The sequence below is a fragment of the Chitinophaga sp. 01L420 genome, assembly GCF_056399985.1.
This window is the reverse complement of record NZ_JBFTSK010000012.1, coordinates 150,233-175,354: the sequence shown is the minus strand read 5'-3', so window position 1 is coordinate 175,354 and position 25,122 is coordinate 150,233. Positions and strand designations below refer to the sequence as shown.

The 25,122-nt window shown below is 44.6% G+C and carries 18 protein-coding genes and 1 tRNA gene; 9 read left to right on the top strand and 10 right to left on the bottom strand.

Annotated features, from left to right (window positions below):
• The 5 genes from AC1DP6_RS14130 to AC1DP6_RS14110 all read right to left on the bottom strand — a co-directional run.
• The coding region (locus AC1DP6_RS14130) for a glycoside hydrolase family 2 protein (protein ID WP_477055408.1) at positions 1-2,391 on the bottom strand (2,391 nt) is incomplete at its 3' end.
• A 78-nt stretch (positions 2,392-2,469) separates the two neighbouring features.
• Positions 2,470-4,278 carry a RagB/SusD family nutrient uptake outer membrane protein gene (locus AC1DP6_RS14125; protein ID WP_477055407.1) on the bottom strand — a complete coding sequence of 603 codons (1,809 nt, stop codon included), beginning with the start codon at positions 4,276-4,278 and terminating at the stop codon, positions 2,470-2,472.
• Between the two features lie 27 nt (positions 4,279-4,305).
• Complete coding sequence (locus tag AC1DP6_RS14120) at positions 4,306-7,857, bottom strand: SusC/RagA family TonB-linked outer membrane protein (RefSeq protein WP_477055406.1); 3,552 nt, start codon at positions 7,855-7,857, stop codon at positions 4,306-4,308.
• Between the two features lie 57 nt (positions 7,858-7,914).
• Positions 7,915-8,952: a FecR family protein gene (locus tag AC1DP6_RS14115; protein ID WP_477055405.1), complete on the bottom strand. Its 1,038-nt coding sequence runs from the start codon at positions 8,950-8,952 to the stop codon at positions 7,915-7,917.
• Positions 8,953-9,019: 67 nt separating this feature from the next.
• Positions 9,020-9,631 carry an RNA polymerase sigma factor gene (locus tag AC1DP6_RS14110; RefSeq protein WP_477055404.1) on the bottom strand — a complete coding sequence of 204 codons (612 nt, stop codon included), beginning with the start codon at positions 9,629-9,631 and terminating at the stop codon, positions 9,020-9,022.
• Positions 9,632-9,736: 105 nt separating this feature from the next.
• On the opposite strand from AC1DP6_RS14110, the gene AC1DP6_RS14105 reads away from it, so the two are divergent.
• Entirely contained in the window at positions 9,737-9,904 is a 168-nt protein-coding gene (locus AC1DP6_RS14105) for a phosphatidate cytidylyltransferase (protein WP_477022204.1), read from the top strand.
• Between the two features lie 57 nt (positions 9,905-9,961).
• Here AC1DP6_RS14105 and AC1DP6_RS14100 read toward each other — a convergent pair whose 3' ends face one another.
• Complete coding sequence (locus AC1DP6_RS14100; RefSeq protein ID WP_477055403.1) at positions 9,962-11,002, bottom strand: hypothetical protein; 1,041 nt, start codon at positions 11,000-11,002, stop codon at positions 9,962-9,964.
• A 356-nt stretch (positions 11,003-11,358) separates the two neighbouring features.
• On the opposite strand from AC1DP6_RS14100, the gene AC1DP6_RS14095 reads away from it, so the two are divergent.
• Together AC1DP6_RS14095 and AC1DP6_RS14090 are read left to right on the top strand one after the other, a co-directional pair.
• Positions 11,359-11,432: transfer RNA gene (locus AC1DP6_RS14095), tRNA-Pro, on the top strand.
• Positions 11,433-11,495: 63 nt separating this feature from the next.
• Positions 11,496-12,134 (top strand): DUF7151 family protein, encoded by a 639-nt coding sequence (locus tag AC1DP6_RS14090; RefSeq protein WP_477055402.1) that lies wholly within the window; start codon positions 11,496-11,498, stop codon positions 12,132-12,134.
• Positions 12,135-12,181: 47 nt separating this feature from the next.
• On the opposite strand, the gene AC1DP6_RS14085 is transcribed toward AC1DP6_RS14090, so the two are convergent.
• A complete protein-coding gene (locus AC1DP6_RS14085; protein ID WP_477055409.1) occupies positions 12,182-12,625 on the bottom strand; it encodes a transposase in 444 nt (147 codons plus the stop codon).
• Between the two features lie 251 nt (positions 12,626-12,876).
• Complete coding sequence (locus AC1DP6_RS14080) at positions 12,877-13,224, bottom strand: winged helix-turn-helix transcriptional regulator (protein WP_477055401.1); 348 nt, start codon at positions 13,222-13,224, stop codon at positions 12,877-12,879.
• A 167-nt stretch (positions 13,225-13,391) separates the two neighbouring features.
• Between AC1DP6_RS14080 and AC1DP6_RS14075 the strand changes: the two genes are divergently transcribed.
• The 6 genes from AC1DP6_RS14075 (at position 13,392) to AC1DP6_RS14050 (ending at position 18,381) form a co-directional block, all read left to right on the top strand.
• Positions 13,392-14,162, top strand: coding sequence for a type 1 glutamine amidotransferase domain-containing protein (locus tag AC1DP6_RS14075; protein WP_477055400.1), 771 nt, complete (start codon positions 13,392-13,394; stop codon positions 14,160-14,162).
• A gap of 32 nt (positions 14,163-14,194) precedes the next feature.
• On the top strand, positions 14,195-15,058 hold the full coding sequence (locus AC1DP6_RS14070) for an SDR family oxidoreductase (RefSeq protein ID WP_477055399.1): 864 nt from the start codon (positions 14,195-14,197) through the stop codon (positions 15,056-15,058).
• Positions 15,043-15,930 carry a DUF481 domain-containing protein gene (locus tag AC1DP6_RS14065; protein ID WP_477055398.1) on the top strand — a complete coding sequence of 296 codons (888 nt, stop codon included), beginning with the start codon at positions 15,043-15,045 and terminating at the stop codon, positions 15,928-15,930. The genes AC1DP6_RS14070 and AC1DP6_RS14065 overlap by 16 nt, the downstream gene beginning before the upstream one ends.
• Positions 15,931-15,990: 60 nt before the next feature.
• Complete coding sequence (locus AC1DP6_RS14060; RefSeq protein WP_477055397.1) at positions 15,991-16,440, top strand: DMT family transporter; 450 nt, start codon at positions 15,991-15,993, stop codon at positions 16,438-16,440.
• A 20-nt stretch (positions 16,441-16,460) separates the two neighbouring features.
• A complete protein-coding gene (locus AC1DP6_RS14055) occupies positions 16,461-16,835 on the top strand; it encodes a hypothetical protein (protein WP_133806661.1) in 375 nt (124 codons plus the stop codon).
• Between the two features lie 67 nt (positions 16,836-16,902).
• The gene (locus AC1DP6_RS14050; protein ID WP_477055396.1) at positions 16,903-18,381 is read left to right on the top strand and encodes an aldehyde dehydrogenase family protein; all 1,479 of its coding nucleotides are present in this window, start codon (positions 16,903-16,905) and stop codon (positions 18,379-18,381) included.
• 140 nt (positions 18,382-18,521) lie between these two features.
• Here the strand turns inward: AC1DP6_RS14050 and AC1DP6_RS14045 are convergent, their stop codons facing one another.
• Both AC1DP6_RS14045 and AC1DP6_RS14040 read right to left on the bottom strand, forming a co-directional pair.
• Positions 18,522-19,208 carry a hypothetical protein gene (locus tag AC1DP6_RS14045; protein ID WP_477055395.1) on the bottom strand — a complete coding sequence of 229 codons (687 nt, stop codon included), beginning with the start codon at positions 19,206-19,208 and terminating at the stop codon, positions 18,522-18,524.
• Positions 19,209-19,214: 6 nt separating this feature from the next.
• A complete protein-coding gene (locus AC1DP6_RS14040) occupies positions 19,215-25,112 on the bottom strand; it encodes a DUF6443 domain-containing protein (RefSeq protein ID WP_477055394.1) in 5,898 nt (1,965 codons plus the stop codon).
• Positions 25,113-25,122 lie beyond the last annotated feature (10 nt).

The following is a 25,122-nucleotide window of genomic DNA, read 5'->3' as shown; positions in this document are numbered from 1 at the left end:
TTTCAGTACTACGCTGGCAAAAGTTGTATCTCTTTTGGGTAGCAGTTTCGATTGCATATCCAGTTTTACAGCAGGTAGTTGCTGCAGGGAAGTGAGATCTGCAAACGCTGTTTGCGGCGTAACATACCAGTTTGTTTTGGCGGTATCCAGCAGGTCCTGCCGGGATGATAGCACATAAAAGTTACGGCTCACCGTTTTATCCTTGTCTTGCAGTTGCAGATCCAGGTACCAGGTACCCGTGGCCGGCGATACCGGTAATGCGGGCAGGTGAATAGCATTTTGCGGCAGCAGGCCGGTGACCAGCGTATCTGTTTTATAAATAGTTTGCAGTGCTGCATCCAGCACATGAATACTGGCTTTCAGCTGACCGGTGGTATGACCAGTATTGTTGATTACATCTACTCCGCGGCGACCATAGTTCCAGGAAATATGCAGGGGCTCTCCTGCTTTACGGGCGCCGTAAAAGGCGGCAGTAGGCAGCAGGTAGTAGTCGTATAACTGCCACCAGAGCTTAGGCCAGGAAGAGTTGTACATCCATTGGATAATGCCGGTAGCGGCAGGACGGTTGGCCGTAAATGCTTCCAGCATGGCGCGCATACCTTCATAGTTGAGGTATTGTGCTTTGCGCAGGTAATCCTCCAGGCTAACGGCTTTGCCTAAACGTTTTTCCATGGCATTGTTGTAGTAGTCGAGGTTATGAAACTCCCCTCTTGCCGCATGATACATCCAGGCGCTGGAAATAGGCCATAGGGAGTCTGCCGGGATCATTTTCTGCAGACTTTCCAGCATGGGCACCTGTGGACCAGGACCTGTTTCTGTATTAAAGCCGAAGGCGCCGCCATTTTTATCATCGATGTACCAATAGTCCGGTGGCACATAATCGTAGGGGCCGCGCATTTTTACGGCAGCGGGTCCGGTGAGTGTGCTGGTATTATCGTGGGCGGAGCTCAGTGAAGGACGGGATGGATCGTATTGCCGCAGTATATCCAGGTATTGCTGTTCCAGCGCAGGGCGCGGGAGTTTATCGCTGCCATATACCCAAACGAATATGGAAGGATGGTTGCGCAACCAGATGATCTGGTCTTTCCAGGATTGTGCTGCAATAAATTGTTGTTCCGGTGTAATGATGCCGCCAAAGTCGTCTGCTTTTGTGCCCATGTAGTTATCCCATTCCCAGTGGGCGCTCCATCCTACCATGATGAGGATGCCTTTTTCGTCACACAGATCGTAGAGGTGCTCATTGTTGCCCCAGAAGCCTTCCATGCGGATGGTATTGAGATTCATATGAACGGCATAGTCGATACCGGCGCGTTCATAATCGGCGGTGGCGTTGAGCAGCATGGGATCTGTCCATCCGCCGCCGCGGATCAGCAATTTGCGGCCATTGAGGATATAGCCCCGATGTCCGTCGGCGTTGATATAGTCAGATACCTGCCGGATGCCGAATCTTGTTTTTCGTGTATCCGTTATCGTATTACCTGTTTTAAACTGCAGCGACAACTGGTACAATTCCGGTTTACCCAGGTCACGGGTCCACCACAAGCGGGGATTCCGGATAATCAGCGCCGGGTATTGCAGAGGTGTGAAGGTAAGTTGCTGGTGGCTGTTGGGGGTTAAGGTAATTTGTTGGGAAAAGTGGATATCGTCCCCGATATGTCCTTCCAGCGTACCTGTAACCGGCGTATTACTTTCATTGCTGAGCACTGCACTCACGGTAACGGATGCACGTTTAAAAGCCACCGTATCCACCGTTGTTTGTACAAATGGTTGTGATATGGTGACGGGGCCACTTAGCAGCAGTTGTACATCACGCCAGATGCCCATATTTTTATCAGGAGGTGCGGGATTCCAGTCTACGAATCCGAGTGTAGGCTCACCGGGCGCCGGCGCCGTCACCTTTATCGCCAGTACGTTGGTGCCGGCATGTACCAGTTGGCTCACATCAAATTTGAATCTGCGGAAACCACCTCTTACCGTATCTGTGGCCACCTGCTTGCCATTCAGCCAGATCGATGCGCGGTAGTTGATGCCATTGAAGAGGAGCTGTACCACCTGTCCGGGGGCCATGGCGGGTAATTCAAAAGTAGTGCGGTGCCACCAGGGATCTTTAAAGGGATCGGTGGCAATATGTTCCATATTGTTATGGAAGAAGATATCCTTGTAAACGCCATCTTCCACGAGGGACGCCATTACTGTTCCAGGCACTTTGGCGGGGTACCATTGCTCTGCGGAGAAGTTCATTGCTGTAATCTCTTTCCCTTCTTCCTTTACTTTAGCAGCAGACTGTATCTGCCATTTCCCTTCCAATGGCTGCCTGGCAGTAATCCATTGCTGGGCGCGTACGGGCAAAGCAAGGCTCATTAACAGCGACAGGTAATAGCCGTGTTTCATGTAATTAATATTTTTGTAATGAGGATGGATAAAAGAGGGAAAGGCAACTGCCTTTCCCTCTTCATTAGATGTGTATGATTAGTAGCCCGTATTCTGGATAAGCACAGCGGCGCCGTTCTTCACGCTCAGATCTATCTGGCGTTGTGGAATCGGGTATCTGACATTTTTGGCGCCAAAGTTACCGGTGGCAATATCGGTAGTAATTGTTTTCTCGTAGCTGAAGTAGCGGTTCAGCTCTGTTTGGGCAATGCCCCAGCGTACCAGGTCAAAGTAACGATGTCCTTCCATTGCCAGTTCCAGCTTACGCTCAAACTGAATGGCTTTCGTAGCCCATGCTTTGCCTTTTGCGGTAAAGGTACCGGTTGTATACGTGCTGATTTTGTAATTAGCCGCAGGGGTATTGGTGTACCCAGCCAATGGATGTTCCGGATCGATGTAAGTTTTTACCCAGCTCACCGGATTGGCAGCGCGTGCACGCACTGTATTTACATGTTGCTGCGCAATATTCAGATCTCCTACCTGCGCCTGGCATTCAGCCGCCATCAGGAGTACATCAGAGAAACGGATCAGTACATAGTTGATAGCATTTCCGGGTGCCCAGCCATTACCATCATAAAATTTATCCTGTGTGGCCTGCATGTATACATTTTTCACAGCGGAATAAGGGCCGGCAGAGTGCTGGTCACGAATCCAGTTGTTGCCCGGGTGATTACCCCAGTCAAGGAAAGGAATACCACGACGGCCCACGGTCCAGTCGAGACGAGGATCCAGGTTGCCTGCATCCGGTGTAAAGGCGTCATCACTGGCAATGCCCATATCATTTTCAACAGGGTGGCTGTTGAAATCATCGATATATGGCAGCCCGTTGGCATCGGTACGGAAAGAATTCACCAGGTCCTGTGTAGGCTGATAGAAACCACAGCAGCTGAAGGGGCCATTATACGGGTAATTCAGCATCTCTCCCTGGTTAGCATTACCAGTACCACCGGAGCCATCATTTGCGCTGTATTGAATAGAAAAAACGGCTTCGCTGTTATTTTCTGTAAAAGCATCGAAGTTATCATGGAACTTCTGTACCAGTTCAAAATGAACACCTTTGGCTGTTTGTCCGTTGGCAATCACATCTTCAAAAATGGGCATCGCTTCCACATACTTCTTCTCATAGAGATATGTTTTGGCCAGGTAAGCTTTGGCTGCCCAGCTATTGGCGCGGCCTATCACATCCTGTATCTCATTCAGGTTATCGGCTGCGTATTTGAAGTCAGCTTCAATCATTGGCCAGATATCCTTATCATTGGGTACTTTATAATCATCTACATTCAGTTTGGAATAACTCTCCGAATTCTCGTCTACCCAGGATACATGATCAAACATCTTTTTCAGATCTGAATAGAAATGTCCGCGAAGAAAACGCGCTTCTCCTGCCGCTTCTTTCTTTTCAGCTTCTGTCATGTCAGTGACGTTCTTTAACAGGTGCAATACGAAATTACAACGGCGCACACCTTCATAATCTACCCTCCATTTCTCGTTGAAGAAACCGTTGGTAGCGTTACCAACAAAAGTAGCTATCTGCAGGATAGCGGATGCATCACCGGGATCGCTCCCTTTGTGGGCATCACCACCGCATACGCTGCCATAGATCCAGTTATCAGGAGATACCGCATAACCACTGCCTCCGGAGAGATTGGTCAGGTCACCGTCCTTGAAATCCTGTCCGTCCAATGCACCATAAGCGCCGATCAGCAGGGCATTGACACCTTTTTTATTGGTAAGGGATGATTCTTCCAGGGAAGACTGCGGGGTACGTTCGAGGAAACTCTTACTACAACCAGACATCAGGGGAGTTGCAAAAGCCACACTCAGTAGTATATGATAAAATGATTTCATGATCATACTTTTTTAAATGAGCAATTGTTAAAAACCCAGGTTAATACCAATCAGGAACTGGCGTTGATTAGGATAAGCGCCTTCATCTACGCCGAAATCGGTAATATCTGAACCCCCAATTTCGGGATCCAAACCGGAGTATTTAGTGATGGTAAACAAGTTGGCTGCCTGCACGTAAACACGCAATTTTTCTATGCGTAAACGGCTAAGTGAACCTGCCGGGAAAGTATATCCCAGCTGCAGATTCTTAGCACGGAGATAGGAACCATTTTCCACCATATAAGAGTTAGGTACTCCCTGTGTGCTGGTAGATCCGGCCACTTCCTGTATAGGCGCTTTAGCGTTTTTATGATCTGGTCTCCAGGAATCATACAGCGCGGTTTTGCTCTTGGCACTTTCAAAAGAAGGGTAGAAATCGCGCCACCAGCGTATGTTGTTCCAGATCTGATTACCATGGGTACCGAAGAGGAACAAACTGAAATCAAAACCTTTGTAACTCACACCGATATTCAATCCATAAGAGAAATCCGGGTTAGGATTGCCGAGGAAAGTACGGTCATCCGGTGTAATGATACCATCACCGTTTACATCCTGGTAGCGGAAACGTCCCAGTCCTTCGCCTTCCTGGTAAGTAGCATCCGGTGTGCTGGTAGCTTTCTGCGCCTGTTTATCTGCTTCTGCAATTTCGGCGGCGTCATTCCAGAAACCAATCACTTTATAACCGAAGAAAGAAGATACCGGTTGACCTACCGCATTGCGGATAATATTACTACCATCAAAACGACGGCCATCACTATCAAAATATTCTACTCCATCTGCAATTTTAACGATCTTGTTTTTGTAAGTAGTCAGTGTACCAGTCAGGTTTATTTGCAGTTCTTTAGTGATATTTTTATGCCAGCCAATAGAGAAGTCGAAACCCTCATTCTTCATTTGTGCAATATTCACGTAAGGCTGTGCCGATGTACCTGCAAGACCGGGTAGTTCCGGATTGTACAGGAGGTCCCTGATATCCTTACGGTAATAGTCGGCGGAAAAATCCAGTTCACCATTAAACAGGCTGGCATCAATACCGATGTTGGCATTAACATCACTTTCCCATTTTGCATCGGGGTTACCGATCTGGAAACTGGCAAAACCTGCGGTGAGACCATTATTCACACCGGCCAGGTCATAGTAGGTAGAACTGCGTTTACCACCATACAGGAAGTAACCGTTGTTGACACCGAGGTTTAGCTGGTTACCCATTATACCCCAGCCGCCACGGAGCTTCAGATCAGAGATCCAGCTCACCTTCTTCATAAATTCTTCCTGCGAAATGCGCCAGCCGGCAGTAATAGCAGGGAAGGTACCGAAACGGTTATTTATAAATTTAGACGAACCATCCCGACGGATAGTAGCACTCAGCAGGTATCTGTCTTTAAAAGAGTAATCAATGCGACCCAGTATAGAATACAGGCTTTCCGATTCGCGGGTGCTATAGTTGGTTTGTACGCCGGTACCAGTAGTCAGATCGGGGAAGTAGGCATCAAAAGTGAAATAATCTTTTGTAGTACCGCCCACGCTTCTGTTACGGCTGTCAAATGCTTCCGTGCCCGCAATTATTTTCAGGTCATGTACCTGGTTGAATGTCTGGTGATAGGTCAGGGTATTCGTCCATGTCCATGCATGAGCGTTAGTAGATCCTTCTGTATAGGAGTTGCTGGTGGAGTTCTCCTTATTTTCATACTGCGGGAAGGTAAAACTGTGCGACCATCCGGAAGATATTTCACCACCGAAGCTGGTACGGAAGGTCAGGTATTTCAGGAAGTCTACTTCTCCATACACATTACCAAACAAGCGGCTGTTAAAGGCTTTATTGTTACGGGTACGATACTGCATCGCCACCGGGTTAAAAGCATCGCCCAGCGCATCTCCGGCGGAACCGGCGAAGTTGCCTTTAATGTCGTACACCGGTATAATGCTTTGCTCCCGCATTGCATGACCAATAGCTGCATCAGAAGTATTGATTTCAACAGTAGGATTTTCAGACATGGAAAATGCGAGGTTCTCTCCTACCCTGATATGATCTGTGATATTGTATTGGGTATTGGAGCGGATAGTATACCTTCTCAGGTAGGTATTCATCAACGTTCCCTGCTGATTAAAATAATTCAGGGAGAAGAGATAATTACCTTTATCACCGCCACCGCTCACGGCCACATTGTGGCTGGTAATCGGGGCAGGACGGAATACTTCATGATACCAGTCGGTACCCGCTTTATTTGCCCTGGAGATCTGGTAGAAGTTACCATAATCTGTCAGGTCGGTATAATTCGGATTCAGATAATATTTGGAAGGATCTACCCGAGGATCACCTTCCATAGCACCTGAAGGCAGAATATAATCAGGAATGCGGGGCGTGGCGCCGTTACCGTATTGCTCTGTGCCGGGATCGATACCGGAGTTTTTGTATGCCAGCCATCTGAGGTCTGCCTGTTCCTGCGGATTGAGTGTATTCCATACATTACCTTTCTTCGGCTGCTGGCGGCCATAGTAGCCGTCGTAGCTTACTTTTACCTTACCGGAACCACGGCGGGTGGTAATGATAATTACACCATTGGAAGCACGGGCACCGTAAATAGAAGAAGCGCCGGCATCTTTCAATACCTGCAGGCTGGCCACATCATTTGGATTGAGGTCGGCGATATCGGTGGTAGGCACTCCATCCACTACATACAGCGGGGAGTTGGAACCAAAGGTATTTACCCCACGGATACGGATTTGTGGTGCTTGTCCCGGTTGACCGGAGCCTATCACGGTTACGCCGGAAGCCTGTCCCTGTAACTGTTCTGTTACCTGGGCAGAAGGTTGCTTAATTAAGTTATCGATGTTTACCACTGCTACGGAGCCGGTAAGATCTTTCTTTTTCTGGGTGGTATATCCTGTTACCACAATTTCGTTGAGGGCGCTGGCGCCTTCTTTTAAAGTGATATTGATGAGTTGTCTACCGCTAATGGCTACACGCTGTGTTTCGTAACCGATGTAACTGACTTCCAGTTCATCATTACTTTTGCCTGGAGCGGAGATGGAATAGGTACCTTCGGGGCTGGTCACCGTACCGATGTTTGTTCCGGTAATGCGAACTGTTACACCTGGGAACGGGTTACCTTTATCATCTTTCACCACCCCTTTCACGGGGTGTTGTTGCTGAAGAACACCTGATTCGACAGGCACCGGCGCCGGTGCTTTTTCGGTGACCATATAAAAGTGTTCTCTCACTTTTTCGTAGTGGAGGTTGAAGGGCAAGAGGGCTTTGCCCAATGCTTCTTCGGGTGACTGACAGGTAGCAACAGACAGTTGTACCTTTTTATTTTTCACCAGGTTGCTTTTGTAGGCAATAGAAACGCTGAAGCGGTCTTCGATGAGGTGCAGCACTGTTTTCAGTGAAGATTCATCGGGTTGCAGCTCCTCACTGTTACCGGTTTCAGGGGGAATCTGCGGATTATTGGTGGCAGCGAGGTTCTGTGCCGACACCGTTTGGGATAGGAAATACAGGGCTAATGTTTGCATTAGCAAAACACGTAAACCTTTTTTCATCTTGAACAGGTTTTAACGATTAAGGAATAGACTACTTATAATAATGAGCGGCGATCTTTATTGTTTATGGATCCAGACTTCATCGCCTCTTTGGTTGAATTGCATACGGAAAACCTTTCCCAGCTGAGTCATCATGGTATCGGGGTTGTAAATGATAGGCATTGACCCTGATACCTTATATCGTAATAATTGTGTGTCGCGAACAATCAGTGTTTTACCAAACACCTGTTGCATGAAGGCGGCAGCATCTGTCAGTGTAAAATCGTCCATTACCAGTCGTCCTGTGTGCCAGGAGGTATAATGGTCTGCATCTACACTTTTCTTTGTATAATCGCCGTCCTGTTTATTGTATCGAACCATTTCACCCGGATGCAGGTATAGTTCAGCGGTTTTTCCCTTAACGGGTTCGCCTATATTGAGCAGTATACTGCCCTGTTGCAGCACTACTATAATTTCTTTCCCGGAACTGTTCACATTAAACTGTGTGCCCAGTACTTCCACATTGAGATTATCGTAGGTATGAACGATAAATTTCTGATGGGAAGCGGTATGTTTTACATGAAAGAAGGCTTCTCCATCGAGCCATACTTCGCGTTTCCCGTCTCCGTTTACTGCATAAAGCAGTCGTGAGTCGGCGTTGAGCGTTACTTCTGAAGAGTCAGGCAGTAACAGATTTTTGGTTTCGCCCAGCCGGGTATGTATGCTGACGATAGCTGGTTGATGGCTGGTTGACTGCCATTTCCACCAGGCGCCTGTTAGCAGTATCCCCAGTAACACCGCCGCTGCATATTTCCAGGTGTTTTTCCACCAGGGTATGCGGGCTATATCGTTTGTTGTTTCTTCCTCTTCTGCGAGCCCATTCCATATCCCATCCCACAGCTGTTCCCTGTCCGTAGCGGAGAGGGTGTATGAGCGGAATCTGATACTATGCACCAATTGCCGGGCGTTGCTGATGATGGGCTCCTTGTCAGGGTTTTGCGTGAGCCACGTTTCCCAAAACACATTTCTTAGCTCCGGGTGCAATACCCATTCCTGGAAATCCTCATCCATTGCAAACTCCCTGGCCGTGTATGATAAATAGTTGCTGGCTGCCAAGAGAACATGCTTTTTCTTAAAGAGACCTCCATGAAAGAAATCTCATCACTTTTTTCAAACTATTTTTTTATTTGCTTAAAAGCAGCAACAGAAGCGGCAGAGAAATGTTTTTCTTGAGGATGCCGATTGCTTTGGAGATGGTATTATAGACAGAATCTACCTGCATAGACATAATATCTGCTACTTCCTCGTAGTTGAGGTTCTGGAAGAAGCGGAGATAGATGGCTTCCCGCTGGCGGCGGGTGAGCGTAGCCAGACCTTCCTGCAGGAGGCGTTTCTGGGCTTCGAGGGTTTCCTCCTGAATGAGTTGATTTTCGAGGGGGAGGGTATATTCAAATTCAAAGGCTTCCCAGGACTCGCGGTGCTGATAGCGGCGGTCTTTACGGAGTGCCCGGAGCAGACGCCTTCTCAGGCTGCTGATCAGGTAATAGCGTACATTCTGAATATCGGCAGACAGGTGCGCCCTGCTGATCCAGAGGTCCTGGAACAGGTCTTGCAAACAGTCCTTTACCCTTTCTTTTTCCTGGCAAAAGTGCATACCGTAGTGAAAGAGGTCATCGATGTGCGCATCATATATTTCGGCGAAAGCGTGGCGGTCACCTTGTAGAAAGAGTCCCCAAAGTGAGGAATGGGAAGCCACCACGCGCAGGCCTGATTTGTAGGCTTTCCCTGTATTCATACATGTCCTGGTTGATAATCTAAAGCTTGTGAATTATTTTGACACCTGCAAATATATTTTGGTACAGGATGTGTTTTGGTGTATATATCATTAAAACTGAACGATATGAAACACCTCACTTATTGGTTGCTGTCATGCCTGGTACTCTTCCTCAGCAGTTGCGAGGTGATAGGCGGAATATTCAAAGCTGGCGTATGGACGGGGATACTCGCCGTAGCAGTGGTAGTGGGCCTGATTATATTTTTGATAAGCCGCGGCGGGAAACGGGGATAATAAATTACCGTATAAAGCAGCCCTGAAACGGCTATGTTCAGGGCTGCTTACTTATATTTATCGTTTAGTCTCGAGGCTTTCGATGCGGCCTTTGAGGGCTGTATTTTCTTTCTTCAGCTCAATCATATAAAGGGTTAACTCCTCTACCTTGCGGAGTAGTATTTCATTCATGCTTCCCAGGTCTGCACTCCCCTCTTTCTTCACTTCTTCTGCAGAAGGCACACCAGGTAAATGCTGATGTTTCCGGATGTATTCTTCGAGTTGCAACAGTCCAGGCAATTGATAAGATGTGCTGAATACGTAGTCCGGCCAATCGGCTGCATTAGTGGTCACTTTTACGCGTGTGGCTTTAATATCACCATTTACTGCCAGTTTAGCGGTGGGATTACTGGTGCCGATACCAATGTTTCCATTATAGGCAATCTTCATTCTTTCCAATCCTGCTGTGCCTAGTATAATGTTCTCATAACGTTCCAGTTGGTTGGAGGTATATCCAGACAAATCAATAAAGGATTTAGTATTAGAATTTGAACCACCTCCGGCGCTTATCCTCAAAAATCCGTCATCGGCTCCATACCAATCCTTATTAGTACCCCTTATTTCTCCCGTAATAGTACCATTGGACACTGGTGGCCTTGGAGCCGTAGAGGCCACGGCTGAATATATGCTTACTGCTCCGTTCACCGAAAAAGTGGTAAAAGGATCAACCGTGCCGATACCAATATAGCCATTAGGTTTGAAAACCATCCAGGGTGTGAGGTGAGCAGTAGTAGCAGCGCTACCTCCGATATAGGCGTAATTCATTGTTCCGCTATTTGCGTATACACCAAATGCTGCCAGCTTTCCGGTGCTGCCATAAGCAAAACCAAATTCTCTTGCCCAGGTGGCGGAGGTATAATTAACATCGACTGCGACACCAAACGGATAGCCGGCAGGATTTGACACTCTTATATTACCACCATTCACCTGCAGTAAATCTGTTGGCGTGGTGGTACCAATACCAACATTTCCTGTGTTACCGACAGCGTTTGTATTCTGAGCCTGTACTTGGAAGATCGCTGCTGACAACAGCAGCATAAGGGATAAATAATACTTCATGTAATTACGTTATTATGGCTTTGGTTAACTAAATTAATAGCACAGATATTATGGCTGCAAATATAGGCGTTGATAAAATACTGATGGTGATCAAGTTATCGCCAGGTACATCAACTACCACAAAATGAAAACATTATTTTTATTAAATTTATTCCCAAAATTGCCAAGTGTCTAAATCAAGCATCGAGGCTAATACTTCATCACCTTCTTAATGTCCTTTGAAGTACCCTGGGGTCGATAGATAAGGCCAACAGTTTATATTTGAAATATTTTATAAAAAAGTATACTTAATATTTTGAAAAATAAAATAATTGGCTACTTTTGCATCCCCGTCCAACGGGGGAATACCGGTAAAACGGGACGTAGCGCAGCCCGGTAGCGCGCTTGCATGGGGTGCAAGAGGTCGCTAGTTCGAATCTAGTCGTCCCGACAAAGAAGCCTGAGAATCTCAGGCTTTTTTATTATATTATTTTATCCTTAATCCACAGTAGCTATGAACCTTTCCAACTCCACTTATCGGTATGCAATAATTGCTGTCTGTGCTCTATTAACTTTTTCCTGTAAAAAAGATGATGGTCCAGCAGGCCCGGCAGGCAGTAAAAGTCTGATAAATCTCAAACAGCTTGAACCTGGTGTGCAATGTTCTGCTGGGGGGCTACTGATTCAAAGCGGAATCGATAAAAACAACAATAATATATTAGATTCCATTGAAGTTGATAACTCGCAATACACTTGTAATGGTAGTAATGCCTTATCTGATAAGCAAATCCTTTTTAAACTGGGTGGAGTCGGAACATATGATGTAAATTCCAATACATGGATAAATCTGGCTCTTCCTCGCTTTAATATTAACAATTATCCTGGTGTGGATTCCATCGTTCTGATGGCTGCCCCTTATGGTGGACAGAAAACCACTATAGAATTATATAATATTACTGATAGCACTATCATCGCCAACAGTGCAGTAACTGGAAGTTTCGGTAATAATATAACTGCGCAGTATAAATTTTCCAACAACTGTTATTCAGCGTTTCCCAAAAAGGAATTCGATTTGGGCTTGAAAGCAACTGCGGAGATCCCAGGAGAGCAAGGCTATGCAATAGAAGTAATTATGGTTTTACATAGGAAATAAGGACAGGAGATAGTCCATTGCAATTCAGTTTGCAGACTTTAATCTAGTCATCCCGATAGAAAAGAGCAAGCCTTACAGTTAAGACTGTAAGGCTTGCTCTTTTCTACTCCATACAGCTCCCGAACGTGACTTTCGATATCACGAACAGTCATGCCGTGAGTATATAAACTCAAGACGTTGTCTTCTATTTCAGCCATTACCCGACTTCGCTTGGGTACCAACTGAGGCTCAAAGCTACCATCTCTGTCTCTTGGAACTTCTAATGGGGTTTCACCCAGATTGGACTTGACTTTTTTCTTGCCGTAACCATTGCGGCTATTGGTGTGTTCTACACCCTCCGGAGCATGTTTTTCATAACCCAGGTGTTCGTCCATCTCTGCTTTGAGCATCTCCTGGATACCCATGCGGTACATTTCATGGAAAAGATCGGAGAGATATTTACTGGATTTGATTTTACCGCTTTTTAAACGGTGGGCGAGTTCTTCTTGAATGGCCTGCTGTAGCTTGTCTATAAGATAACTGATTAGTTTAAAGGTAAGATTTTAATTAGAGACTGCTATGAACTACCTCAGCAGCCTCTACATATTATCTTTGGCCTTTACACAGTTATTTTAACACTCCCGAATGACAAAATAATATACCCGCTTTCATTGACCCATGGAACAGCTAAAATATCCTATCAAGATCGAGATCCTAATTGGGTTGCTACAATTACAGACACGCCTTTCCTGCTTTGTTCCCTTTAGTGCACTGCAATTCCTTTCTCTTTCATCATGGCATGACCATATTCACTAATCGCCTGTATTACCGGAATAGTTTGTTTCCCCTTTTCTGAGATACTGTATTCAACCTTTGGAGGCGCCGCCGCATAAACATTCCGAATAATTAATTCATTACTTTCCAACTCACGTAGTTGAGACGACAACATTTTGTGGCTGATATGGGGCAGTGTTTTCTTAAGCTCACCATATCGCATAGTGGCTTGATTAAGTCGCCAAAGAATCGGCATTTTCCATGTTCCTCCAATAAAATGCAGGGCAAATTCCAATGGATTGTAATACACTTTTTGCTCAAAAGTAAAGTCAGGCATTGTTAAATGGATTGTGAGTCGCAATATAACACTTAATATTATGCTCCAACACCTAATACTTCCCTTAAAGTTAGTATCACACTAAAAAGTACTACGGCCTTTCAATAGTATATACTCCACACCTTTGCGTATCATTCAAATAACTTATCAAACAAAAAATAAAAAAGATGTCGATCAAAAATCTCAATTCCGTTAATTCACAAAAGTTAAAAAAAGTGGCCATTGTTATAGCCAATCCAACAATTTCTACTACTACCCAATGGCCAGTTGGTTTTTGGTGGTCAGAACTTTCTCATCCATTTTACGAGTTTACAGAAAAGGGTTACCAGGTAGAAATCTTTAGCCCAAATGGAGGTAGTTGCATAGCCGATTCGCTGAGCGATCCTAATGATGCGAGTGGATATTCCTCCACCGATTTAATCAGTCAGGGATTTATCAATACTTCTTCTTTAAAATCATTGATTGACAATACTAAAAAAGTATCCGAAATCAGGGTAAGCGATTATGATGCAATTATAATAACAGGAGGGCAATCTCCTATGTTCAGTTTTGAAAAAGAAACAGATTTGCACAAAAAATTCGTTGAGTTTTACGAGGCAGGAAAAATTGCAGCAGCACTCTGTCATGGTGTAGCTATTTTAAAATATGCCAGGCTCACCGGCGGCGATTATTTAGCAAAAGGAAAAACTGTGACAGGATTTGCCAATATAGAAGAAGATTTTGCGGATGAGGCAGTGTGGAACATGAATATATTGTCAAGAGACAAACATGTTATGCCCTGGCGCATTGAAGACGAGATGAAAGCGCTGGGTGCCAACTACATCCAGGCTGGATTGTGGAAAAGCTTTGCCATTCGCGATGGTAATCTAATTACAGGACAACAAAATTTTAGTGGTGCCGAAACTGCTAAACTGGTAATTGCTGCATTGGGTGAATAATAAAGTTTTTAAAATACAAAATTAACAGCATCATGGCAAATAAAATACTAGTAACCGGAGCTACCGGAAATATCGGCAGCGAAATTATAAAAAGTCTGACATCTAAAAATGCTGATTTTGTAGCAGGAGTGACCGCTCAAAACAAAACAATCGAAAATGTAAATAGTGTTTTAATAGATTTTAACAATGCAGATGTGTTGGTAAATGCCTTTAGAGGTATTGACACCTTGTTTTTACTGTATCCGATGCATGAAAAAATGGTAGTTTGGAATAAAACGGCTGTTGATTCCGCCAAAATAGCGGGGGTAAAACATATTGTACGAAGCAGTGGTGCAGGTGCTAACGAAAACGCGACATCTATGGTACCTAAAATTCAAGGTACAATTGATAAATACATAAAAGATAGTGGCATAGATTATACCATGACGCAGCCAACTTTCTTTATGCAAAATTTCTTAAACTTCTTAATGAGTGATATTAAGAACGGTACTGTTTATCAACCTTTAAAAAGAGATGCCCTGTTTAACATGGTAGATGTAAGAGATATTGCGGCAGTAAATGCCGCGATTCTGCAATCCCCAAAGAAATACAGCAGCCAATCTGTAGTTGTTGCGGGTAGCGAAAATTTAACCTACCCTCAGGCTTTAGATATCATTGGTACAACTATTGGCAAGGCTATAAACTATGTAAATGTGACAGATGAAGCTGCGATTGAAGCTATGAAAGCTGCTGGTTTTCCTCAGTTTATTATTGATATGACAATGAGCCTGAACCATATTACCAATAGTGGAGATGTAATATTCAGCGCATCAAATATAAAAGATATTACGGGTCAGGAACCAATTAGTTTCAACAGTTTCGCCGCTCATCATAAACAAGCATGGTTATCAGCATAGATGATATATTGACCTACAAAAATTATCCCCTCAGTTCTATCCAGGATAAACCTGTAATAGAAATTAAAAATAAAGTGATAAAGGTTAGTTTAATAATGTCAATGCTTCTTCAGGCATTTATCACCAAAGCCCAGGTCAATGAAAGTGATACCTCCAAATTTCAATTACGGGCAAGTCTCGCTGGCAATTACCAGAGTGGAAATGTGGAAGTGTTGAACATTAAGGGTAAGATAGATCTTAGTTTTTCACTGGCGAAAAATTGGGTATTCAAATCGCAGAATAGCAGTTTATATCAAGTCTATAATTCAGTAGCTGTAGACAAGGATATTTTCAGCAGAAACTATTTGTATTACAAACCCAATAACAAGATCTATCCCTTTGCAATTGCATACATTTCTACTAATTACAGGAGAAAAATTGATACGAGGTATTTTGTAGGTTCAGGTGCCACATGGCAAGCTATTAATGGCATTAATGCTGTTTTAAAAATGTCGGTATCCATAGTGTATGAATCAACAAAATTCAATGCTGATAACTATAATTATTCAGCATACGATGGTGCCAATAAAATAAATATTTGGCGAGGAACTTTATATGCAGGTGGTTGGAAGTATTTATTGGATAAGCATATCCGTTTTTATTATGATGCTTTTTGGCAACCTGCTTTTAATGATGATAGCAATTTTCGGACACAAATAGATATTGGTGCTGACTTTCCGGTTTGGAAAAGTTTATTATTCAACTCTTCATTTACTTATACACACGAAAATGTAGTGGTTAAGAGAATAAAGCAGGATGATAATATCATAACATTTGGGTTGGCTTATAATTTTAGAATAGTCAAAAATAGAAATGCATATATCAGGATGTAATTTCCATTAATAGAGCCGGATTTAGTTTATTTTTCTTCAGGAACCAATACGTAAATGAAAATGAATAGTTCTAATTTATATATCCTTCTTGCCATATCAGCAGGAATAATGATACCCTTTCAAAGTGCCACGAATACACAGTTAGGCAAAACTTTGCAAAGCCCTTATTTTGCCGCACTTACTGTGTTTATAGTAGCCGTTATTGGCTTACTGATTTATATTGGTACATCCCGTTTTTCTCTTCCTTCGTCGAAGCAATTTTTGGATACACCATGGTGGAGTTATGCAGGTGGAATTTTGGGCGGCACTTACGTTTTACTTATTGTTATTTGCGCACCCAAACTAGGTATTGGCAACTTGACCATATTAGTGCTACTGGGGCAGATAATTGCAGCTATCATGATAGATCATTTCGGTTTACTCAATACTACACCGCACACATTAAACTGGCAAAGAACAATTGGTTTAACACTAATGATAATAGGTGTTTATCTCGTTAAAAAATTCTAATACGTTTTAAAAACAAAAAAATGGCACAAGAAGTATTTGATCCGTTAAGTCCTGCAAAACCACAAAATGCAGGGTATGTCGCTGTTCTGGAAATCCAGGGGCTCGTTGCTGAAGAATACAACTCAATCGTTGCACGCATGGATGTTGAACGAAATCCTGCAGCTGGCATTTACCTTCACATTGCAGCTCCTATGGAAAATGGAATTCGTGTAGTGGAACTATGGGATACGAAGGAAGGGTTCGAGCAATACATCCAGGAACAATTGATCCCTGCTTGTACAGCGTTGGGAATTCAAAAGGAAACAACTGTCAGTATAACACCATTATACAACCTTTTTGCACCCAGACTTCAGGAAATCCCCCAAATCAGGAAAACGAAAACCCAGCAGCGGTGAAAATGATAATGGGTATTAATCTCACGAAAAATGAAATTAAGCGTCAAAAAAATTAAAGCGTAATATAATGAGTAGTTTAAAAAATTCAATTAAACCAGGCAAGCTTTTCATTAATGGCATTTGGCGGAATGCAACTGGTGGTGAAACTTATATCACCTATAATCCAGCCACAGAAGTAGCCATTACTGAAATTGCAAAAGGAACCGTAGAAGATGTCGATGAAGCAGCAAAGGCAGCTAAATATGCTTTTAAAAATACCTGGAAAAACTTTAAAGGAAGTGACAGGGCAAAACTCTTAAACAAAATTGCCGATCTGATAGAAGAACATGCAGAAGATCTTGCATACAGAGAAGCAATAGATATGGGTAAGCTTTATACTGATGCATTAAACATTGATGTGCCACATATTGCGAATATGTTTCGGTATTATGCTGGCTGGAGCACAAAGATTGAAGGACATGTAAGACAGGTTGAAGGATGGACCCATCAGGAAAAAATTATGGCTTATACCATTCGGGAACCATTGGGTGTAGTTGCGGCCATCACGCCTTTCAATTTCCCCATGATACTTTCTGTGAGTAAATTTGCACCTGCTCTGGCAGCAGGAAACTGTATCATTCACAAACCCGCTTCATCTTCTCCGCTTTCCGCAATAAAATTGGCGGAAATAATGGAAGAAGCTGGCGTACCTAAAGGTGTATTTAATTTAGTTACTGGTCCGGGAGGAGTAATTGGAAACGCCATTACTTCACATCCTGATATTGATAAAGTTGCTATAACAGGTTCTACTGAAACTGGTAAAAAGATTATAAAAGACGGTGCTGATACATTAAAGCATATTACTGTGGAGCTTGGCGGTAAGTCGCCCAACATCATTTTTGCGGATGCAGATTTGGATAAAGCAGTTCAAACTGCAGTGATGGGAATTTTCTGGAACAAAGGTGAAGTATGTGTAGCGGGGTCAAGAATTTTAGTGGAGCAAAAAATTTATGACGCCTTTGTGAAAAAATTCGTTTCCGCTGCCGGGCGCATAATAGTAGGTGACCCTTTTGATGCTGCAACACAGATGGGCCCAATGTCAAGCAAAGAAGCTTTAGATAAATCAATCGAATATATTGAGATTGGGAAAAAAGAAGGAGCAACACTTGCCAGCGGAGGTAATGCTTTTAAAATAAATGGCAAAGGATATTATATGCAGCCAACCATTTTTATCAATGCAAGTAATAACATGCGTATTGCAAAAGAAGAAATATTTGGCCCTGTTGTTCCTGTAATTCCTTTCAAAGATTTTGATGAAGCCATTTATTTGGCCAATGATACCCCTTACGGTTTGGCCTCTGGTGTACAAACGTCAGATGTTGCAAAAGCAATGAGAGCAGCCGAATTAATTGAGGCGGGTACAGTATGGTTAAACACATGGCACTATTACAGTCCTAATGCACCCTTCGGTGGCTATAAGCAATCAGGATACGGGCGGGAACAAGGCATTGAAGCATTCGAAAGCTATATGCAGCACAAAACCGTATGGCTTAATATTAGTGAATAATCAAAAAAATTTAAATGTAATAGCCACTACTTGATCTGACAGTGCAGGGACTTTTGTAAGATTAAGTAGTGGCTATTACAAATAAAAGAAGAGCGCTGCATCCCTGCAGCGCTCTTCTTTTATTACACCAGTCTGGATCATCAACGATAAATATCATTCCTCGGAAGCTTCGACAACTTTTTATCCTTTTTTATCTTTTCCGTTATCTGCTCCAGGTAGGCCGCGCGGTTTGTTACCATTGTATTCAACCGTTGCTCCCAGGCAGCGAAGTCACCAAACCAGGCAGCCAGCGTATTGGCAGGAACAACTGCAGTTACTTCCCGRATGCTTCTCAGGCTTTCCTGTATCTGTACTTCGTCATCGAGATAAAGTGCAACATGTAATTTTATCAGGTGGAAATCCATTATATATCTGATTCGCGCTTTCACTTCGATCCATCCCGTAAAATTATCAACCATCCTGTAAAGCGCCTGCTGTGTTATATCCTGATCCAAAGCAATGCTGAATTGCGTAAGTACACAATCAATTGCTGCCGGCGGTATAACATCATACTGTTCTTCAGATATAAATAACTGCATGTTATCCGTATCTCTTGCCTGTATGACTATTTGTGTACTCCCTGCTTTTCCATCCTCCTTTAAATCGACCAGCGGAATAAAAACAAAATAGGGTGCATAACGTCCCCTGGCGGGGATCTTAATTATTTCTACCCCTATAACCAGTGGTCCCAGTATCTTAAATAGTTGTGTACCTGAATACATCGACAGACCCGGCAAGGATTTCAGCCATTCCTGTGTAATCGTTTTACTTGATACCTTCTCCGTCATTCTTACTTAGTTAGTTGGTTTGATAATTGTTGATGATGAACCTGTAAACTCATTACGATACCTGACCATTTGGGGAGAATTGTTCAACATAGCAGGTGTTTTGTCCGGATACCCAAATTTAAAATCATATATCATATTATTCTGCGGATCCCATAAATCCAGGAACCCGCGCCCGTTACCGTTTTCAGGTCCAAAATACACATCGTACTGGAAACCCCTCGTTCCGTCAATACGCTCAAACCGATCCAGTAGTGCATTGACATAAGTGTGTTTCTGCGTCCCCGCATATCTCCCCGTACCACCTACTATCCTTTCTGCCTCATTGGCGCCAAACTGTATCAGTTCTGTATTGGTCAGTCCCTTCGGAATTAAATGTTCATTACCGTTTACCACCACCCTCACTGTGGCTCTTTCGGCCATCTTCACCGCCTGCTCCGATATTTCCTTTACCAGGACTTTCTCGGCGACCTTCATCGTCACCTTGGCGAGACCCTTTGCGGCCCCTTTTAGTAACGACTCTCCCGCCACGTCAACGGCAGCGTATAATACGCCGGTAATGTAATTCCCTTTTTTAAACTCTTTAGCAGCGTCTACGAAAGGTACAAATCCTTCTACAACTTCCTGCGCAAAATCCATTGCTTTTACAAAAGGCTTACTTGCAGGGATGGCTTTATCCATCATGAAGTTAAAGTAAGCCTGCAGTTTTGGATCCACGCCATGATCACCATTTGACCGCCCCGGAACCCTCAATCCTCTCGCTATATAATTGGCCATCATTTGGTCCATCCTGTTACGGGGACCCGGACCATCAACAGGCGACATTCCATCCGGATCAACGAACCTGATAGGATTATCAAAAGCATAATTATAAGGCGACCACCTCCTCATTTCATCTGCCCGCGGATCCGGGGTAAACCATCTGCCAATCTGCGGATCATACATGCGTGCCTCAAAATCCAGCCATTGCAGCCCTTCCCCGTCACTGAATTCACGGCTTTGCAACTCCTTACCACCAAACTGAAAATCGTTGGCCTGCTTGCCGAATGCCTTACTGCAAATACCTTCGAGTCTTCCTCCAAAAGGATAATAATGCGTTTCCTCAAGAATCGCACTACGTTGCTGCGTTACCTGGAAATTGTCGAAGTATACCGCTTCCTCTGTTTCATTACTGTAATAGATATAGGCATATCCGTTCTTATTGACATTAATGGCATTAGACAACGATTTATCAATCGTCTGTTTTACCTTATTACTGATATAACCTATAGGGAAAACTTTACTGTTTACTTTGTCAAACTGCAGTTGTTCATTAAAGAATATAATGTTCAGATATGCCTTGGGGGCCTGGTTAGTACCGCTGGTGGCGGGGCTGGTATTCAGCAGATTTGCCAGGTCAGCATTGCCGGAGAGCCCACTTGTAATGGCTGATACATTACCCTTGATGAGTTCAGAAGGCACTGCACTTGCGGTAAGTACATTCAACAGGCTGGCGACAATGCTTTGCGCTCCATTAGCCCCGGTATTATTTGCATTGGGTACATCATACCAGTAGTCTACCTTTACATGCAACCTGTCGCCACTCATGACTTTCAGCAGCTTAGCTCCACCAATGGCGCCAGCGCTCTTTTTCACAAGCATACCGTAATCATTCACCGTACCGGGTGCTACCGGGTTATTGGCTTTATAAGCAGAAGGCCAGGCGGTCCGGCTGCTGGCAACAGCAATGCTGTTACCAGCACGATTCTCATAATTATTATCCTGTGTTACCACCTCGGGACTACCGGATGCACCTTCAAAGGATAATGCAGGATAAGCGTCTGTCTGTACTTCCTCCGTCAATACCATCCGGACATTGCCCAGGTAGTCTTTTAACAGGTAGTCAAAATCATATCTGCCCAGGCTGCCACCTATGCCTTTCGTAAAGCGGATGCGGCCTTCTTCATGCTGGAAATATTTCAGATTGTCATCTTCATATACGGCATTGTCGAGATACTGGAAAATTTTTACCGGCTTGCCCGTTTCATTTATCTTTTTTGTCAGCTTGTTTCCTGAGGCATCATAGATATACTCTATGGTACCCTTGGATGTTCCATCACTCTTCAGCAGCGTGATGGTCCGGGGAAGGTTCAGGTGATTATAAACAATATTGCTGATTCGTTTATTCTTATCCGTTAGCATGTTGCCATTGGCGTCATAAGAATAATCATCGTTACTCCGGTTGATATCCGTAAAATCACCCAGCTTATTATTGGTAAGCCCGATGGATGCATCTTCTGTTACGGCCAGTAGCTGGTTACTGCTTCCGCCGGCAGCATAGGTATAGCGCATCTTATCCAGCGGTGCGGAAGCCCCTATTTTCAGGCCGTTCTGGAAAAGACTCAGCAGGTTACCGTTTGCATCGTACCCGATCTTATTGCCATGTTCAGGAGCCCCGTATACACTAAAATCAACACTGGTGGCAGACCAACCATTGTTGTCCTGGTTTTGGGTAAAATCAGCCTTATTCAGCCGGTCCAGGTTATCATAGCTGTAGTCATACTTGCGGAGTATCCCGTCTCCCTTGCTTTTCCATACTACTCCACCGATGCTGCCATTGAACCTGGCGGCCTGGTAAGCCGTTCCCGGGATACCGGCATCGGTTTTATCGTATCCGATCACCATCCCGAAATAGTGGGTGCCATTACCTTTTACGTAATCGCTGTTGATGCCGTTCACCCATCCTCTTACGTTGTAGCTATAATCAACTGATTCCAGGCCGCCGTCGTTAGCGCCCAGCTTCTTGCGCAGCGGTTCACCCAGTTTATTGTATTCGTAGGTAACGATGGACTGTTCCGGTTTGTCGGCAGCCAGTGAGGAAGATATTTTCTTACGCACGCTCAGCAGTCCCACGTGATTGTAGGTATTGCGGGTGAGTACTTCATGTACCTGTGCATTAGCGCCCGCTTTCTCCTGCTTGAGATAACTTGCATTTATCCTTCCTGCAAAGTCATATTGGGTAGTGATAATGTCTATCCCTCCCGTTTGCTGTTTGGTCTGCGACTGCACCAGTTGCTGCCTGACATTATAGAAATTCACGCTCACCGTAGCGGTATTCCCATCGTCCAGTATCAGGTTCTTCACACCAGTAGTCAAACCCCTTATTTGTGTACCCTGTGCAACGGACTGCGGGTAGGGATAAACCGTATTGGAAGCAGCCGGCAGCTTGCTGTCGTAGCTGTTATTTTTGACCGCACTGATACCCTGTGTGCTGCACCAGTCGTAATCATCATAATAACTCACTGTAAGAAAAGGCGGATTCAACACCGACGGAAAACTGAGACTGGTGGTATAACCATGGGCAGTGCCAATATCTCTTTTTTCTGCACGGGCAAGTGTAGCGGTGCTGGCGTCCACATAGCTTTTCATCTGCGCCAAACCAATATGACTACCATCTGAATAAAAGCCTGTCATCACCACCCTGTCCAGACCATCGTACTTGGTAAAGATCCATTTGTTGGTCTTCCGTAATTCTCCGCTCTGCGTTAATACTACCCGCCCCCACTGGTCATACACGGTGTATATTGGAGTGGCTCCGGGTATTCTTTTGGATATCGTTCTTCCCTGTACATCGTAAGCATACTCAAAACAATACTGTGTAATCAGATTTGCTACGGCGGCCGGATTCCAGGTGGCATTCTTAATCAGTAATTCTACCCCGGCAGGCTGTATCACCATCACCAGGTTTTTGTAATCATCATAAACATAATAAGTACATAACCATCCTGTGTGATTAACACCGGGAGCATCCGCCAGCTGGACTTTTTTCAGTACCAGGTTATTGTTTTTATCAATATATTCCACCACCTGCTTGCCGTTCTCATTGGTGGTAATGGATTTGAAAAGTGTACCGGCGAGATAGGCAGAAGGAGAAGTATAAGTACCATCTGTATTTATATTCCAGATCCTTACCTCATCTGCGGTAGTATTGGTGAGGAATTGTACACCTACCCCCCTGTTACTGCCGGACCAACTGGCGCCCGGAGCATTGGTTTTAATAACCCTGTTAAGTGGAGATGCTTCATAACTCACTTTCTCCACAAAAGAGGATTCACCGGGAAACTGGGCCGCATTAAAACTCTGTTGTTCCGTCAGTGGGTTGATCTTGTAATTGCCATCAGCACCGGCCGATACATACGGCATATACTTATTGCTCTCCCTTCCGTATACATCGTATTCCAGCGGTTGCACCAGGTCAGCAGGAGTTCCGCTTCCGCTTTGCTGTTTAGACACTTTCTGGATCAATCTGCCAAGGCCATCGAAGTATTCCGTTACCTGCCGTACCTCGTCTGGATTGGCCTGGGCATCTGCCACCGCCTTATCCACGATAAGGGGTTTGAGGAAGCTACGGGTACGGATATAGTTCATATTAAGCGCATCGGCGGGAGCCTGCTGCACTACAACAGTGACTATGTTGCTGAAAGATGTTTCTGTTGCACAACTTACCACGCGCCTGTAAGAAATAGTGGCAGTGAGTACTCCGGGATCAAAATTTATAGTAGTAGCTCCCGGAATATCGGTAAACGTGACCGCGTTGGGAGAAGACTGCCACTGGTAACTATAAGCACCATTACAATTTCCACCGGCAGCAGCAGTGCCGGAAATATTACCGGATGGTGTACCGCTGGGTATATTTAATACCGGTGCAGAAATGCTGCCACCCTGCAATGCAGGCGCCACGGTTATCTGCACTGTATTCGCACTCACTACATCCGTACCACAGATAGTTTGGCGATAAAAAAAGGTGGTGGCCGTCAGGGGGCCAGGTGTGTAGCTTACGCCGGTGGCGCCATTGATCACTTCAAATTGGTTACCGTCCGGACTTCTGATCCACTTATAAACATACGCGCCATCACAGCTTCCTCCGGTGGAAGGTGTTCCCTGTATGATACCGGGACTGGTATTGTAGATGACCTGTGTATTTGTTGCCTGGAGAGAACCGGCAGATAAATACGGAAATACTTTTACCAAAGCATTATTGGTATACCCTACCGCGTTACCACAGATCACCCTTCTTCTGAAATAGGTATTGACAGTAAGATCCGTGGTCCGCTGAAATATTAAGGATACGCCATTGGCGCCGCTGATATCAGTGAAATTAGTTCCGTCTGTACCGGACTGCCACTGGTAAATATAGTTGCCGCTGCAGTCTCCTCCTGATGCCGCAGGTCCCGTAATGTTGGCGGGGGCCTGGTAGTACACAATATTTTGTGAAACCGGTCCGATACTACCAACTACCAATGGCGCCGTTACATAAACAGTRGCCACATTAGAGTATCCTTCCGTACTTCCGGAAACGGTTCTTCTTCTGTAAGAAGTAGTATTGGTAAGCCCGGTGGAGAATGACAAATTAACCCCGGTAGCACCGCCAATGTCCGTCCAGTTAGTATTATCTGTGGAGGATTGCCATTGATAAACAAACGAGGGATTACAGGTGCCCCCTGTTCCCGGTGCGCAACTGATAGTAGCCGGCACGTTATTATAAGCAATCTGCTGAGTGGTAGATGAGGTGATATTGCCAGGCGTAAATGGGGCTACAACAGTTACTGTAAGACTGGCATTTCTGCCGCTTAACTGGCAAGTCACCGTGGCTGTTCCCGGATTGCCCCAGGTAATCTGAATGGAAGGCAATGGTGTGCCGGACCTGCAGGTACCAGTACTATTTGTAATGATCCCGTTATCTGTACACCACATCATCTGTGTATTAATCGACCAGTCACCCCCAATAGCATAATAGTTGGAGGTACCAGATACTACACAGGTGGCACCGGATATAGTAAATTGGGAAAAGCCTTTTAAAGAAAAAAGGGAGCAACAGATTATTAGCAGCAACCTGACTACGAACCTGTGATGGAAAAATCGTTTCATACGGGTGTCG